Source organism: Halopseudomonas bauzanensis, from assembly GCF_900114735.1.
GTDB classification, from domain to species: Bacteria; Pseudomonadota; Gammaproteobacteria; order Pseudomonadales; family Pseudomonadaceae; genus Halopseudomonas; species Halopseudomonas bauzanensis.
This window is the reverse complement of record NZ_FOUA01000001.1, coordinates 761842-777115: the sequence shown is the minus strand read 5'-3', so window position 1 is coordinate 777115 and position 15274 is coordinate 761842. Positions and strand designations below refer to the sequence as shown.

At 61.7% G+C, this 15274-nt stretch carries 15 protein-coding genes and 1 tRNA gene; 7 read left to right on the top strand and 9 right to left on the bottom strand.

Annotation, left to right across the window (positions count from 1 at the left end; all coding sequences use genetic code 11):
* Positions 1 to 7: 7 nt before the first annotated feature.
* The 4 genes from BM267_RS03655 to BM267_RS03640 form a co-directional block, all read right to left on the bottom strand.
* Positions 8 to 553 (bottom strand): twin-arginine translocation pathway signal protein, encoded by a 546-nt coding sequence (locus BM267_RS03655; RefSeq protein WP_074777839.1) that lies wholly within the window; start codon positions 551 to 553, stop codon positions 8 to 10.
* Between the two features lie 31 nt (positions 554 to 584).
* Entirely contained in the window at positions 585 to 2003 is a 1419-nt protein-coding gene (locus BM267_RS03650) for a coniferyl aldehyde dehydrogenase (RefSeq protein WP_235818223.1), read from the bottom strand.
* A gap of 261 nt (positions 2004 to 2264) precedes the next feature.
* The gene (locus BM267_RS03645; protein WP_036988464.1) at positions 2265 to 3278 is read right to left on the bottom strand and encodes an alpha/beta fold hydrolase; all 1014 of its coding nucleotides are present in this window, start codon (positions 3276 to 3278) and stop codon (positions 2265 to 2267) included.
* A 240-nt stretch (positions 3279 to 3518) separates the two neighbouring features.
* A tRNA-Met gene (locus BM267_RS03640) sits at positions 3519 to 3595 on the bottom strand.
* A gap of 212 nt (positions 3596 to 3807) precedes the next feature.
* Between BM267_RS03640 and BM267_RS03635 the strand changes: the two genes are divergently transcribed.
* Both BM267_RS03635 and dinB read left to right on the top strand, forming a co-directional pair.
* Positions 3808 to 4989 carry a GGDEF domain-containing protein gene (locus BM267_RS03635; RefSeq protein ID WP_074777841.1) on the top strand — a complete coding sequence of 394 codons (1182 nt, stop codon included), beginning with the start codon at positions 3808 to 3810 and terminating at the stop codon, positions 4987 to 4989.
* Between the two features lie 31 nt (positions 4990 to 5020).
* Entirely contained in the window at positions 5021 to 6079 is a 1059-nt protein-coding gene (gene dinB / locus BM267_RS03630; RefSeq protein ID WP_036988499.1) for a DNA polymerase IV, read from the top strand.
* Here dinB and BM267_RS03625 read toward each other — a convergent pair.
* Positions 6068 to 6514, bottom strand: a complete 447-nt coding sequence (locus BM267_RS03625; protein ID WP_036988500.1) for a hypothetical protein — start codon at positions 6512 to 6514, stop codon at positions 6068 to 6070. The genes dinB and BM267_RS03625 overlap by 12 nt on opposite strands.
* Before the next feature lie 138 nt (positions 6515 to 6652).
* Between BM267_RS03625 and BM267_RS03620 the strand changes: the two genes are divergently transcribed.
* The gene (locus tag BM267_RS03620) at positions 6653 to 7435 is read left to right on the top strand and encodes an SDR family oxidoreductase (protein WP_036988501.1); all 783 of its coding nucleotides are present in this window, start codon (positions 6653 to 6655) and stop codon (positions 7433 to 7435) included.
* Here BM267_RS03620 and BM267_RS03615 read toward each other — a convergent pair.
* Together BM267_RS03615 and BM267_RS03610 are read right to left on the bottom strand one after the other, a co-directional pair.
* Positions 7420 to 7902 carry a DUF2489 domain-containing protein gene (locus tag BM267_RS03615; RefSeq protein ID WP_074777843.1) on the bottom strand — a complete coding sequence of 161 codons (483 nt, stop codon included), beginning with the start codon at positions 7900 to 7902 and terminating at the stop codon, positions 7420 to 7422. The genes BM267_RS03620 and BM267_RS03615 overlap by 16 nt on opposite strands.
* Before the next feature lie 11 nt (positions 7903 to 7913).
* The gene (locus BM267_RS03610; protein WP_036988504.1) at positions 7914 to 8390 is read right to left on the bottom strand and encodes an LEA/WHy family protein; all 477 of its coding nucleotides are present in this window, start codon (positions 8388 to 8390) and stop codon (positions 7914 to 7916) included.
* Between the two features lie 98 nt (positions 8391 to 8488).
* On the opposite strand from BM267_RS03610, the gene BM267_RS03605 reads away from it, so the two are divergent.
* The gene (locus BM267_RS03605) at positions 8489 to 9025 is read left to right on the top strand and encodes a hypothetical protein (RefSeq protein WP_074777845.1); all 537 of its coding nucleotides are present in this window, start codon (positions 8489 to 8491) and stop codon (positions 9023 to 9025) included.
* Positions 9026 to 9038: 13 nt separating this feature from the next.
* Here BM267_RS03605 and BM267_RS03600 read toward each other — a convergent pair whose 3' ends face one another.
* The gene (locus BM267_RS03600; RefSeq protein ID WP_074777847.1) at positions 9039 to 9515 is read right to left on the bottom strand and encodes a YchJ family protein; all 477 of its coding nucleotides are present in this window, start codon (positions 9513 to 9515) and stop codon (positions 9039 to 9041) included.
* A 77-nt stretch (positions 9516 to 9592) separates the two neighbouring features.
* On the opposite strand from BM267_RS03600, the gene dinG reads away from it, so the two are divergent.
* From dinG to pdxH, 3 genes are all read left to right on the top strand, one after another.
* A complete protein-coding gene (gene dinG, locus BM267_RS03595) occupies positions 9593 to 11725 on the top strand; it encodes an ATP-dependent DNA helicase DinG (protein WP_036988507.1) in 2133 nt (710 codons plus the stop codon).
* A 25-nt stretch (positions 11726 to 11750) separates the two neighbouring features.
* Positions 11751 to 12923: a serine hydrolase domain-containing protein gene (locus BM267_RS03590; RefSeq protein WP_074777849.1), complete on the top strand. Its 1173-nt coding sequence runs from the start codon at positions 11751 to 11753 to the stop codon at positions 12921 to 12923.
* Positions 12924 to 12989: 66 nt separating this feature from the next.
* On the top strand, positions 12990 to 13631 hold the full coding sequence (gene pdxH / locus BM267_RS03585) for a pyridoxamine 5'-phosphate oxidase (protein ID WP_074777851.1): 642 nt from the start codon (positions 12990 to 12992) through the stop codon (positions 13629 to 13631).
* A 349-nt stretch (positions 13632 to 13980) separates the two neighbouring features.
* Here the strand turns inward: pdxH and BM267_RS03580 are convergent, their stop codons facing one another.
* Positions 13981 to 15252 (bottom strand): TIGR03862 family flavoprotein, encoded by a 1272-nt coding sequence (locus BM267_RS03580; protein WP_074777853.1) that lies wholly within the window; start codon positions 15250 to 15252, stop codon positions 13981 to 13983.
* Positions 15253 to 15274 lie beyond the last annotated feature (22 nt).

Below are 15274 nucleotides of genomic sequence, written 5' to 3'. Positions count from 1 at the left end.
CTCCTGTTCAGATGCGCGGTGGGCCCGGATAGCCGCATTGCGGCCATGACGCCGGGGTGCTGTAGCAGGACAGCAGAATCAGATTGGTCAGAGCGTTCTGACCCTGTTGCAGCAAGGCGAAGGAGCTGTTTTCCCAGCGCTTGAGGAAGGCTTGCACCGCCTCGTCGTTGGCATTCTCCCAAGAGCCCCAGATGCCGGTTACTGCGCCGCGCGTGACGCCCAGAGTCAGCAGATCGAACAGCTGCAACAGCTGGGTGTTGAGGCTGGGTGACAACTGATTCAGGTTGTTGTCGAGCGCCAGCAGAACGCCTTCTACAATGGCGGCCTGTTGCTCTGCCGGGAGCGCGCCAACCAGCACCACTGGGATTACCCGACGCAACATGGGCAGATCATCCTTGCGCAGTTGCTGGAAACCCTGCGCGGGGGTATCGGCCGAGCAACCGCCAAGGCTGGCGATGCCGCCGACGGTAGTCAGGACGGCGGTGCCGAATAATCCCAATTTGAGCAACTGGCGACGATTTATGCCGGGGGCGTCTGCAGTGGTGTCGGGCATTATTATTGTTGTCCTTGGCCGGGTGAGTTGGTCAGCGAATCAGCAGCTTGCGCAATAACTTCTGTATGGCGCTGCCGTAGGGCGGATACAGCACCCGCGTGGCATTGAAGCGCGGCTTGCGCAATACCCCCTTGGCCTTGCTGAAGGTCAGAAAACCCTCATGACCATGGTAATGGCCCATGCCGGAAGGCCCGATACCGCCAAAGGGCAGGTCGCATACCGCGACATGCAGCAGGGTCTCGTTCAGGCCCACGCCGCCGGAATGGGTCTGCTCCATTACCCGCTGTTGCTCACCCCGGTCGTAGCCAAAATAGTAGAGCGCCAGCGGGCGCGGACGGGCATTGATATAGGCGATGGCGTCGTCGATCTGCCGGTAGGGCACGATCGGCAGCAATGGGCCGAATATCTCATCCTGCATCACCAGCATGTCATCGCTGACATCCAGCAGCAGGGTAGGGGGCAGGCATTGCTCCTGGCTTGCGGCGAACAAGGGGAGCAGTCGGGCACCCTTGGTCTGGGCGTCCTCCAGATAGCTGTTCAATCGCGCCTGCTGGCGCGGATTGATGATGCTGGTGTAGTCGGGGCTATCACTGAGCTGCGGATAGAACCGGTTGATCACCTTGCGGTAAGCCTCGACAAATGCGTCCACCCGCGCTTCCGGTACCAGTACATAGTCCGGCGCCACGCAGGTCTGCCCGGCATTCATGGTCTTGCCGAAGGCGATGCGTTCGGCAGCATCGTCCAACGGTACCGTTGCCGAGACAATGGCCGGTGATTTGCCACCCAGTTCCAGCGTTACCGGGGTCAGGTTATCCGCCGCTGCGTGCAGAATATGCCGGGCAATGCTGGTGGCGCCGGTGAATAAAAGGTGATCGAAGGGCAGGCGTGAAAAAGCTGCACCCACATCAGCCTCGCCCAGCACCACAGCAACCTGATCCTCTGGAAAGGCCCTGGCCAACAGCTCCTTGACCAGTTGGGACGTAGCCGGGGTTGATTCACTCATCTTGATCATTACCCGGTTACCCGCCGCCAGCGCACCGAGCAGCGGGCCGATGGCCAGAAAGATCGGATAATTCCAGGGCACTATCACCCCGACTACGCCCAGCGGTTGATAGAACACCTGAGCCGAGCCCGGTTGAAAGGCGATGCCCAGCGGGCGTCGTGACGGTTTCATCCAGCGGCGCAGATGTTTGCAGACGTGATCGATGGATTGCAGGCTGGGCAGTATCTCGGCAAACAGCGTCTCATCCCGCGAGCGGTTACCGAAATCCCGACTCACCGCCTCAGCCAACGCTTCCTGTTCATCTACCAGAACTGTGCGCAGCCGTTTCAGCCAACTCAGCCGAGTTGCCAGCGAAGGCATGGGATCGGCCTGAAAAGCATTGCGCTGCTGCTTCAGTAACGAAGCCAGAGGCGCCTCGATGTCGCTAAGGGAAGGGCTACTATCCACTGAAAAAGCTCCGGGCGGGATTGGAGTAATTATTCTAATCTTTGTAAAGCAATGCCGCAGCAGGGTCAAGAAGGATTTCAAGCCCCGTCATCCTCGGCATAGGTCGGATCCATCCTTCCTAAGGTGTTTGGTAAAGCGGGCATGAGGCATACCCGCACGTTGACCTGTGGCAACGCGCAGGGCCGGTTCGCGGCAGGCAATGAGCTTCGGTAGCGAATGAGGCGCACCAGGCGCCTCATTGTTGAACGGCTGAGGAAGGAGCTACTTGTTCAGTTGGGCAAGACCTTTTAGCAAAGCCTCATGAAACTGCTCCGGTGCCTCCACCTGCGGTGAGTGTCCCAACTCGGGAAACTCCACCAGTGTTGCGTTGGGAATGGCCTCGGCGGTTGCCTGGCCTAGTTGGGGATACTGGCCCAGCTGCTCGGCAACGGCCTCGGGCGCGCGATTGGCACCAGGGGCGGTGCGATCCTTGCCGCCAATCAACAGCAGGGTCGGCGCCTGAATGTTCGGGAACTCATGGACTACCGGTTGGGTGAACAGCATCTCGGCGGTCTGCGCCTGATTCCAGGCGACGATTTCCTTGCCGGGGCCGGCGTACATGCCGTATGCCATCTCGACCCAGCGGTCGTATTCGGGCTTCCACTCGCCGTTATAGTAGTACTTCAACTGGTAGTTCTTGATGCCTTCATAGGTGGTTTTCAGCTGCCCTTGATAGAGCTGGTCGATGGTGGCGTAGGGCACGCCCTTTTGCTGCCAGTCTTCCAGGCCGATCGGGTTGACGAGTACCAGTTGCTCGACCTGTTCAGGGAACTGCAGCGCGAAGCGTGCGGCCAGCATGCCGCCCATGGAGTGGCCGACAACGGTGGTCTTGTGCGTACCCAGCTCCTCAAGCAGAGCGTGTGTATTGTCGGCCAGTTGCGCAAAGCTGAACTGGTAGCCGCGCGGTTTGCTGGAGCTGCAGAAGCCGATCTGATCCGGCGCGATGACGCGATAACCCGCCTGGCTCAGCTCCTTGATGCTCTGTTCCCAGGTGGCGCCGCAGAAGTTTTTGCCGTGCAGTAACACCACCGTCCGCCCATTGGCCTCGGTAGTCGGTTTGACGTCCATGTAGGCCATTTCCAGCGATTGTTGCTGGGAGGTAAAGGCAAAGTGCTCGACGGGGTAAGGGTATTCAAAGCCCTGCAATTCCGGGCCATATTCGACGGAGGTATCGGCCTGCAGGCTGGCGACGGACAGCAGGCTCGCGCAGGCGGTAAGGATGACGGTTTTTTTCACATAGAACTCCCGGCTTGATCGACAACGTCCCGATACTGCTGCGTTGGTGCTAAGTCCTGCGGTAGACGGGGCAAGGCTATGGAGTATAGCAATGGATACCGGCGATAGAGGTGCCGGTGAGTTTCCGGATGTCACTTGGCAACCAGGGCAGCTTTACTGCTATGAAACGAGGGGGAAAAGGAGCAGAGCGCAGATGCAAAAATGCCTCGGATGGGTGACCATCCGAGGCATTTTCTGTGTTGGTTGCGGGGGCAGGATTTGAACCTACGACCTTCGGGTTATGAGCCCGACGAGCTACCAGACTGCTCCACCCCGCGTCTGAGGTGGCTCATTCTACGGATTTAAGAAGGGCTGTCAAGCAATTGATGCAAAAAGAATTTTCAGGGGGCGAGTGGGGCGGCTATATCATTCTCATAAGACAGTTTGATGTCGTTATGATATCATTCATTTGCTTCGGCCGGGAGGTGATGGGAGACTTCCGTGACGGGATCAGGCGTGCTATATGGCTTGAAAGAATAAAGGGATGTCTATGAACGATTCCACTAAGCCCTACCAGATTTCTGCATTCTCGGCGGAATTCACCGATCCGTCGGAAGAGCAGGCCTTTCGAGCTTATATCCGGCCCTTGGCGGCGCGCAGTTTGCGGGTAGCGCTGATTGTCTGGGGTAGCTTGCTGCTGTTATTTGTCGGGCAGGATTGGCTAAGCCTCGGCTGGTCTGATGATTTCGTGACGTTGCTGGTCTGCCGAGTGCTGCAAGCCGGCATGTTGTTCATCTTTGTCTTCATGCTGGGCCGCAAGCCGCAGTTGGTTTCCAGCGGGCGTGTGGTTACCGTGCTGGAGATTACCGGTTTCTTTTTATTCATGCCGGTGTACTTTCTGCTGCCGGAGGTGGCCGCTTTTACCATCGGCGTCATCGGCCTGATGTTGCTGTCGATGTTCCTGTTCGTACCCAACCGCCTGCTGCTGACTTTACTGGCTGCTGTGACTGGCGTGGTGCTGACGCTCAGCTGCATGGCCTGGAACGGGCGCAGTGTGGACATTCTCTTTGGCGCGTTCTTTATTCTGATGTTACCCGTGGCCACCGGCTATTTCGGCGCGCAACAGTTGCAGATGGTACAGCGCCGGCAGTATGCGATGTTCAATCAGGCGAAGGAGGCCAACCTCGCGCTGGAGGAGGAAGTGGAGCGCCGCAAGTTGCTGGAGCAGGAACTCAAGCGCCAGGCGACGACAGATCCACTGACCGGGCTGTTCAATCGCCGCCAGTATGAAATGCTGTTTCGCCGCGAGCGTGAGCGGTGTCGGCGTCAGGGTACGGCCATCTGCGTGGCCATGGTCGATCTGGATTATTTCAAGGCGTTGAATGATGAACTGGGCCATGACTGTGGCGATATGGCGTTGAAGCATGTTGCCACGCTGTTCACCAACCAGCTCCGGGAAGGGGATGTGGTGGGGCGTTTCGGCGGAGAGGAGTTCATCATTCTGCTGCCGGATACGGGGCCGGCGGAGGCTGAGCGGGTCATCGAGCGGCTCAGGCAGACGCTGGAAAATACGCCGGTGAGTTTGCAGGGTGAGCCGCGGCGGCTCACAGCGACCTTTTCCATTTCGGCGGTGCTGGATGATGAGACGGACATCAGCGAGACGCTGCGCCGGGTGGATAGAGGATTGTATCGGGGCAAGCGTGCCGGGCGTAATCGGGTGGTGATGGTCTGATGTACAATGTCCGGCAAACCCGGCCGGACGGATTACCTTGCGCAAGATCATCCACATCGACTGCGATTGCTTCTACGCGGCCATAGAGATGCGTGATGACCCGCGCCTGCGCAACCGGCCCCTGGCGGTCGGCGGCGATCCGGGCAAGCGCGGGGTCATCGCCACCTGCAATTACGAGGCGCGCGCTTATGGCGTGCACTCGGCCATGGCCTCGGCCTATGCAAAGAAGCTCTGCCCGGATCTGCTGATCGTGCCCGGTCGGATGCAGGTCTATAAAGAGGTTTCCGTGGCCATTCAGGCCATTTTTCATGAATACACGCCGCTGGTGCAGCCGCTGTCGCTGGACGAGGCGTTTCTCGATGTGACCGATTCGTCGGCATGCCAGGGCAGTGCGACCCTGATCGCCCGGCAAATTCGCCAACGGGTCCAGGACAGTCAGGGCATTACCGTCTCCGCCGGCGTGGCGCCGAACAAGTTTCTGGCCAAGATCGCCAGTGACTGGAACAAGCCCGATGGCCTGAAAGTCATTTTGCCCGAGGAGGTGGATGACTTTGTACTGGCGCTGCCGGTAAACCAGCTGCATGGGGTGGGCAAGGTAACGGCGGCGCGTCTGCACAAGCTCGGTGTGGATACCTGCGGTGAGCTGCGCCAATGGCGCAAACAGGATCTGGCCCGTCAGTTCGGCAGTTTTGGTGAGCGTCTGTGGGAGCTGGCGCGGGGTATTGATAACCGCCCGGTAGTGGTGGAGCGGGTGCGGCAATCGGTGAGTGTGGAGAATACCTATGAACACGACCTGCCGGATTTGCAGTCATGCCTCGGTGCCTTGCCACCGCTGCTGGACAAGCTGGCCCAGCGCCTGGGACGGCTGGACGGTGGCTATCGGGTGAGCAAACCCTTCATCAAGCTCAAGTTCCACGATTTCACCCAGACCACCCTGGAACAGGCCGGGGCGCCAATCACGCCCCAGGGGTTCGCCGATCTTTGCAGCCAGGCCTTTGCCCGGGGTGGTCGGCCGGTGCGGCTGATCGGCGTTGGTGTACGGCTGGATAATGCCCACAGCCCGCTGGGTGAGCAGTTGCTACTGTTCTGAACGGGCAGCCTTGCTGCACTGCGGGCACAGATGGTTGTCGTCCCGAGGCGTCCAGCCAAGTTCGCTGATCCGCTGCACCGCCTTGCGGGTGCGCTGGGGCAGGTCATCTTTCTCCGCGGCGAGAAATTCGAACGCCTGCTCCTTGCTGCACTCATCACACTTGATCGACCAGCCCAACACCATCTGACCGCGCAGGTCCGGACCGTTGGCGGTGGCGGTCCACTGCCCGGCCGGGTTGATCAGATAACGCACCTTGCCCACCACCAGAGGCAGTGGCAGGTCCTTGCTGCCCTTGACCGTGCAGATCAGCGTATCACCCGGCTGGATGCCACCGCCCTGGCCGGTGACCTGATACAGTCCGCCGGCCAGCGTGCGGCATTCGATCAGAGTGTGGGAGGGGTTGAGCGCAGTGCGCCGGAAGTCGTGTTCAGCCATGGAAGCTCCGTTTTCAAGAGGGCACATGATAACACCGGTGCAGGGTGACATATCACTGAGCTCACTGATGGTCTGTCTCAGCCGTGGCGGGCGCTATGATCACTGGCCTGACTGGCGATTAAAACAAGAGGATTCATCATGAGTGTAATGCAGTTGTTCGATCTGACCGGCAAGGTTGCCCTGATCACTGGCGGAACCAAGGGCCTGGGTTTGCAGATGGCCGAGGCGCTGGGCGAGCAGGGAGCGAAGATTTTCCTCAACGCGCGTAACCCCGCCGAGGTTGAAGAGGTGGTGGCGCAATTGAATGCACGGGGCATCGAGGCCGGCGGCATCGCCTGTGACCTGGGCAAGCCCGAGGGTAACCCGGTTGCTACCCTGGTCGACGCGGCCGAGGCGCGCTTCGGCACTGTGGATATCTTGATCAACAATGCCGGCACCACCTGGGGTCAGCCTGCGGCCGAACACAGCTATGCCGGTTGGCAGAAGGTGATGGGCCTGAACGTGGATGTCTGCTTTTTGATGGCCCAGGAAGTGGCGCGCCGGTTCATGATTCCCCAGCGCTCGGGCAAGATCATCAACATCGCCTCGATCGCCGGTCTCAAGGGCAATGGCCCCAATACCGGTGTGTTCACCGTCGCGTACAACACCAGCAAGGCCGCAGCCATCAACCTGACGCGGGCGCTGGCAGGCGAGTGGGGTGCCCATGGTATCCACGTCAATGCCATCTGCCCGGGCTACTTCCCCACCAAACTGGCGAAGGGGCTGGATCACGTATCCGAGACGATCATCCGCAACACGCCTTTGGGGCGCGTTGGTGGTGAGGATGATATCAAGGGGCTGGCGCTGTTCTTCGCCAGTGACGCCTCGCGCCACGTGACCGGCCAGGCGGTGGCAGTGGATGGCGGTTATTCGGCCGTCTGATCCTTGCCGGCTGCGCCTGGCGTAGCCGGGCGCACACCGCTGCTCAGCACCCTGGCGATCTGTACCACTTCGCTGCGGTGCTGGGCTTCCAGGGTTTCCATCTGCCGCTCGTGCAGCCGGCGCTGGGCCTTGGGCAGTTCCGTCCATGCTTGATGAGTGGGGATATGCGCGGTGGCATCGTAGATGGTCTCGAACACCTGTAGATCCACATCGGCCCGCCGTTGCCCGCTGTAATTATCCAGCAGGACCTTGATGCGGATCGCACCCTCGATCAGCGGCAACTGACCGCTGAGCAGACTTTGCGCCAATATCCTGATGTCGCCCTCCAGCCGGGCATTGCGTTCCTGCTCCTGCTTGGCCAGGCGCTGTTGATTGCGCCACACCCGGCGCCAGAGGATCACGGCATACAGCGCCAGGGCGAAGATGGTGATCAGGCCGAGAATGATCAGCCAGTCATTGATTGTCATGGGACGAGACCTTAAAAGCTCATGTCTGAAGGGTTAATGGTACCTTCTTCCCGCAGGGTCAGCTTGGGCGAGAGGAACAGTCCGGTGCTGATGTGTCCTTCGATCCGGTAATCGATCGGTTTCTGGTGCTCCACCAGCTTCAGCAGGTCGCTCAGATGGCGCCAGATATTCGAACGCACCGTCACATCGAAATATTCCGTGCCGTAGGCCGGTACGTCGAAAGCCCGGTCGGTCACCCCGGTGGCCAGGCGCATATTGTTCAGATAGACCTGGTAGTGCATGCCACGCACTGGCAGGTTGCGGTCGTTGGGGTTATCCACTCGCAGCCGCAGGCGGAAGGATTGCTCCCAGAGATTGGATTTGAGCATCTCTACATTGGCCAGGTGGACTTCCGGTTCGGTATAGGAGCGATCGAAGACGGCGCAGCCATTGAGGCTGAACAAACCGGTCAGCAGTACCGTCAGCATCAAACCATATGAACGAATCATCAAATGGAACCCCCTCCGTTTTAACCGCATGCCATTATTTGAAAAGTTATCGGCGTTCGGCAGATACTAACCCCTAATCTAGGCAAGGGAGTGACAAGATGGCAGTTTTCGAGGTGGTTTTCCATGGTCAGGTGCGTGCGGATGTCGCGCCTGAACAGGCTCGGGCGCGTATCGGTCAGCTGTTTCAGGTAGGTGACCGGCAACTGGAGATGCTGTTCTCGGGGCGCCGGATCGTCATCAAGCAGGGGTTGGATCAGGCCGCTGCGGAGAAATACCGCCAAGCCATCGAGCGGGCGGGTGCGCTCTGTGATATCTGCCCCATGGCAGATAGTCCGGCCGAGCCGTCGCCTGCCGCAACGCCCCCACCGGTTGCTTCACCCCAACGGCAACAGCGGGCTGCGGTTCAACCGCGGGATGAATACATGGCAGCGTTCAAGGATGTCGATGCGCCGGATCTGCCAATCGCGCCTCTGGGTGCGGATATGCAGGACAGCTACGCCGACCCCGTGCCGCCGGATCTCGACCTGTCCGCCCTGAGCCTGGCGCCGCCCGGCAGTGATCTGGAGCAGGTGAGGGCGCCGCCGCCTCCCGCTGCACCGGACACCGGCCATCTGCGCCTGGCCGACGAAGGCTGAGCCAGCGGCGGAATCAGTAACGACAGCACTGCTTGAATTTGCGACCTGAGCCGCAGGGGCAGGGATCGTTGCGGCCGATATCCAGCGAATGATTGGGATCGATGAAATACCAACGCTCGCCGAGCTTGCAGAAATCCGAACATTCCTGGTGACTGTGCTGACTGCCATCAGGGTCGGCCCAGCGGGCAGTGAAGGTGACCTGTGCGCGGTTGGCGCTGGGCTCGGAATCTTCCTGCTCGACGCTCAGGCCCAGCCAGTGGCTGTTGCGACTCCACTCGGTCATGGCCTGGCGCTCCAGCCGCGATTGCTGGGCGGGTAGGGTAGTGGCGACCAGGTAGTCGATCAATCCCAGCGCATAAGCGCTGTAGCGCGAACGCATCAGCCGTCCGGCGGTTGCCGCTGGCTGGCCCTGATGCAACGGCTGACAGCATTCGGCATAGGCTTTGCTGTCACCGCAGGGGCAGGCGGTCATGGTTGAACTCTGTGGCATTTTTCGTCACCTGTCTGGTCTACCGGGCTGATAATCGCCGCAAGATGGTATCATCCGCGCTCTGCTTCGGAGACCCCATGCTCAACGATGATCTCAAAGGCCAGATCCAGACGGCCTACCGCACCTTCCTCGAAAACAAGTCGCTCAAGCCGCGTTATGGCCAACGGGTGATGATTGCCGAGGTGGCGAAGTTGTTCGGCGGCGTCGCGCTGGACGACGAGGGGCATCGCGATGGCGAACCAGCCGTGGCGGTGGTGGAAGCGGGCACCGGTACCGGCAAGACGGTGGCCTATTGTCTGGCTGGAATTCCCATCGCCAAGCACCTGGGCAAGCCGCTGGTCATCTCCACCGCCACGGTGGCGCTGCAGGAGCAGATCGTGCTCAAGGATCTGCCGGATATCCAGCGCAACGCCGGGCTGAACTTTCATTTCGCGCTGGCCAAGGGCCGTGGGCGCTATGTCTGCCTGTCCAAGCTGGATCAGTTGCTGCAGGATAACCAATCGCTGGCCGCCCAGCAGCAGGGCTTTGCCGAGGAAGGTTTCCGCATCGACGTGGATGAGGCCGGGCTCAAGCTGTACACCCGCATGGTCGAGGCGCTGGGTACCAACAAATGGGATGGCGAGCGCGACTCCTGGCCCGAGGCGCTGGAGGACCAGGACTGGTCGCGGCTGACCACTGACCATATCCAGTGCACCAACCGCCGCTGCGGTCATTTCAACCAGTGTGTGTTCTACAAGGCCCGCGAGGGCATCCAGAAGATCGATGTGATCGTCACCAACCACGATCTGGTGCTGGCCGACCTGGCGCTGGGGGGCGGAGCGATCCTGCCGGACCCGCGTGAATGTCTCTATATATTCGATGAAGGCCACCACTTGCCGGACAAGGCCATAGCCCACTTCGCCCATCACACGCGCATGGCAGCCACCGCCGACTGGCTGGATCAGTTGGACAAGAACCTGGGCAAATTGCTGGCGCAGCATCCGCTGCCGGGTGATTTCGGCCGGCTGCTGGAGCAGGTGCCGCAGCAGGCGCGCGAACTAAAGCCGCATCAGCAATTCATGAGCCAGGCGCTGGGCGAGGTGGCGGACTTTGCCAGCGCCGAAGACTTTTCCGGCCAAGTGCGGCCGCAGCATCGCTTTGAACATGGCGTGGTACCCGAGCATCTGCGCGAAATGTCGCTGGAGCTCAAGGCTGGCTTCGGGCGTATCAGCGATCTGTTGCAGCGCATGGTCGACACGCTCAAGGAGGCCATGGATGGTGAGGTGGTGGGCGTGCACCAGACCCAGGCCGAGGAATGGTATCCGCTGTTCGGCGCATTGCAGGCGCGGGCCGAGGGCAACTGGACGCTGTGGACCCAGTTCAGCCTGGTAGATCCGGAAGACAAGCCGCCGACCGCGCGCTGGCTGACCCTGACCGAGCAGAACGATCTGGAAGTCCACGTCAGCCCGATCCTGGCCGCTGACACCCTGCGCCAGTATCTCTGGCACAGCGCCTTCGCCGCGCTGGTCACCTCGGCCACCATCACCGCCCTCGGCCGCTTCGACCGTTACAGTCATCGCGCCGGTTTGCCGAAGAGCGCGGTATGCACCCTGGCGCCGAGCCCGTTCCGGTATGCCGAAAGCGGTGTGCTGCGGGTACCGAACCATGGTGCCGACCCGCGGGACAACGCCGGCCACAGCGCGTCGATCATCGAACATCTACCGACCATGCTGGAGCACGAGCGCGGCAGCCTGGTGCTGTTTTCCTCCCGCCGGCAGATGCTGGAGGTATATGCCGGCCTGCCGGCGGACTTCCGCGAGCGTGTGCTGGTGCAGGGTGATCTGTCCAAGCAGGAGCTGATTCGCCAGCACCGCGGCCGGATCGATAAGGGCGAGCAGAGTGTCATCTTCGGTCTGGCCAGCTTCGCCGAAGGCGTCGACCTGCCCGGCAAGTACTGCGAGCATGTGGTGATCGCCAAGATTCCCTTCGCGGTGCCGGATGATCCGGTCGAGGCGGCGTTGTCGGAATGGATCGAGCGCAACGGCGGTAATCCCTTCATGGAAATTGCCGTGCCCGATGCCAGCCTGCGATTGATCCAGGCCTGCGGCCGGCTGCTGCGTACCGAACAGGATACCGGCACGGTGACGCTGCTGGATCGGCGCCTGGTCACCCAGCGCTACGGCAAGGCAATCCTCAATGCATTACCCCCGTTCCGCCGGGAAATCGACTGATTCAGACAACAAGAAGAGAGCACGCATGACCCAGGTCCAAGGTTATTTTGATCCCCGCTTTGAATCCGTACGTGAGCTGTTCGCCCAGCAGCAGGCCGACCCGCAGGCGCGGGGCTCGGCGCTGTGCGTCACTGTCGGTGGTGACACCGTGCTGGACCTCTGGCAGGGCGTGATGGACAAGGACAACAGCCGGGTCTGGGAGCAGGACACGCTGATCAATGTGTTTTCCTGCACCAAGCCGCTGGGCGCGGTGGCGCTGCTGCAGCAGGTCGAGGCCGGGCGCATCGGCCTGGATGACCGGGTGGCGGATATCTGGCCGGAATTTGCCCAGGCCGGCAAGGCGCAGATAACCCTGCGCCAATTGCTCAGCCATCGGGCTGGCCTCTCCGCCATCAGCGCGCCGCTGGAACCCGAGGCGCTGTTCGACTGGCAGGCGATGACCGATGCGGTCGTGGCCCAGGAGCCCTGGTGGACGCCCGGCGAGATGCACGGCTACGCCCCGCTGACCTATGCCTGGTTGATCGGCGAGCCCCTGCGCCGGCTGACCGCACAGATGCCCGGTGATTATCTGCGCGAGCATATTTGCGCTCCGCTGGGCATGGACTTCCATGTCGGCGTGGCCGACCAGGACCTGTCGCGTATTGCCCATGTTTCCCGGTTGCGCAATCAGCACGGTGATCAGTATGCCCGAGATCTGTTTGCCGCCATGGGGGATCCACAGGGGCTGGCCTGGAAAGCCTTCGGCAACCCGACCAGTCTGCAGACCAGTACCAACAAACCGGCATGGCAACAGGCCCAGATCCTGTCCGCCAATGGCACCGGCAACGCCCGCTCACTGGCGCGGTTCTGGCAAGTGCTGGCCCACGGCGGCAGCCTGGACGGTGTGCATGTGCTCGATGCGGAGCTGGTTGCGCTGCTGCGCCGGGAGCACAGTGTCGGCATGGATCGCACCCTGCGTTGCCCGACTCGCTTTGGCCTCGGTGTCATGCTGGAGCAGGAGTGGCAGGGCGGCAGTTTCGGCATGGGCGCCAACGCCTTCGGTCACCCGGGCGCCGGTGGCGCGCTGGGGTTTGCCGATCCGGATGCCCAGGTCGGTTTTGGCTATGTCACCAATACCATGGGGCCCTACGTGCTGACCGATCCGCGGGCCGGCGAGCTGAGCCGGGCGGTGTATCGCTGCCTGCGTGAGCAGGATTGAGCTAGGTCAATGGTCGTTGCCCGGCCGCGGTGCTAGGCTAGCCTTATCATTTTCAGGAGTACGTGAATGAAGCTCAGCATTGCCGATATGCGCCGCAACTACACCCGGGACGGGCTGCTGGAAAGCCAGGCACCGGCAGATCCCTTTGCCCTGTTCGGCACCTGGTTCAGCCAGGCGGTGGAGGTGGAGTCCACTGAACCGAACGCCATGATGCTGGCCACGGTGGATGCCGAGGGGCAACCGCACCTGCGTACCTTGCTGCTCAAGGGCTTCGATGAGCGTGGGTTCGTGTTCTATACCAATTACCAGAGTGCCAAGGGTCAGCAGTTGCTAGCCCACCCGAAGGCGGCCATGACCTTCTGGTGGCCGGACCTGGAGCGGCAGGTGCGCATTGAGGGTGCGGTCGAGGTAGTGACGGATGAGGAATCCGATATCTATTATCACAGCCGGCCCTTGGGCAGTCGCCTGGGCGCCTGGACCTCGCCGCAGAGCGAGGTAATCAGCGGGCGCGAGGTGCTGGAGCAGCGGCTTGCCGAGGTCGAAGCACAATACGCCGCCGCGCCACCGCCGCGCCCACCGCACTGGGGCGGCTTCCGCGTGGTGCCGCAGATGATCGAATTCTGGCAGGGGCGGCCGAGTCGCTTGCATGATCGGCTGCGCTTTTGCCGGGATGGGGATGATTGGCGACGGGAGCGGTTGGCGCCCTGATTCTTCCTGCCGCTCCGTTGGTCGAGCTGGTGCTCGACCCTCCCAGGGGCCATCTATCCGAACTACCAGCCTCAACCAAACGCGCTCCCGGGATTGTCGAGCACCAGCTCGACAGCTTTTCCTGCAAGTCACTCCGCCACCGCCGGGTTTCATCGCGGCCGGCGTAGTGACAGGCGTTACCGTTGGTTGAGCTGGTGCTCGACCGGGTCGCGATCGACCCTCCCAGGGGCCATCCGTCCGAACTACCAGCCTCAACGAAACTCGCTTCTGGGATTGTCGAGCACCAGCTCGACAGCTTTCCCTGCAAGTCACTCCGCCACCGCCGGGTTTCATCGCGGCCAGCGCAGTGTCAGGCGTTACCGTTGGTCGAGGCAGAACGCGACGCTCCCAGCCACTCGATTACCCCTTCCGCCGCCACCAGCCCACTGGCAAAACACGCGGTGAGCAGGTAACCGCCAGTGGGAGCTTCCCAGTCGAGCATTTCGCCGGCACAGAATATGCCCGGCAGACTCTTCAGCATCAAGCGCTCATCCAGCGCCTGGGCGCTAACGCCGCCGGCGCTGCTGATGGCTTCGTCCAGCGGCCGGGTGCCGGTCAGCCGAACGGGCAAAGCCTTGATGCCGGTGGCCAGGCGCTGTGGATCGGCCAGTTGCTCCTTGCCCAGGCACTCATGCAACAACGCGGTTTTCAATGGGTCGAGTCCGGCGCGCTTGCGCAGCACCGCCGCCAGGCTCTGCCCTTTGCGCGGCTGGGCCAGCAGGCTGGCCAACTGCGACTGGCTGCGGTCGGGAGCAAGATCGAGCTGTAGTTCAGCCTGACCCTGACGCTCGATAAGCCCACGCAGCTCGGCCGACAAGGCATAGATCAGACTGCCTTCCAGGCCATCCTCGGTCACTATGCATTCGCCGCGGCGTTCATGGGATTGGCCATCGACAGCAACCACGCGGGCGATGACCTGTTTCAGCGGCTGGCCGGCAAAGCGCTGGCGCAGATGGTCGCTCCAGACCGTGATGAATCCGCAATTGGCCGGGCGCAGATCGCGCACCTCGACGCCCCGTTCGCTCAACCAAGGCACCCAGGCGCCATCCGAACCCAGGCGCGCCCAGCTGCTACCTCCCAGGGCCAGCACCACGGCATCGGCCGTTATCGGTAGCGGGCCTTCCGGCGTGTCGAACAGCAGTTGTTGCTGCGCATCCCAACCCAGCCAGCGGTGGCGCGGATGCAGGGTTACGCCGGACTCGCGCAAGCGTTTGAGCCAGGCGCGCAGCAGCGGAGCGGCCTTCATATCGGTGGGAAACACCCGGCCGGAGGAGCCGATGAAGGTATCGATACCCAGCCCGTGAATCCACTCGCGCAGGGCCGGGCCATCCAGTCGTCGCAACCACTCGCCGACCCAGGAGGCAGCCGTGCGGTAGCGGCCGACGAACGGCTCGGCGGGTTCGGAATGGGTAATATTCATACCGCCGATACCAGCCAGCAGAAATTTGCGGCCCACCGACGGCATGGCGTCGTAAACTCGCACAGTCAGTCCGGCCTGAGCCAGACGCTCGGCGGCCATCAGTCCGGCGGGGCCGCCACCGATGACCGCGACGACGGGAGTGGAGGGCGAAGTAGGGAGCATGCTGAATTCCGCGCTGAAAATC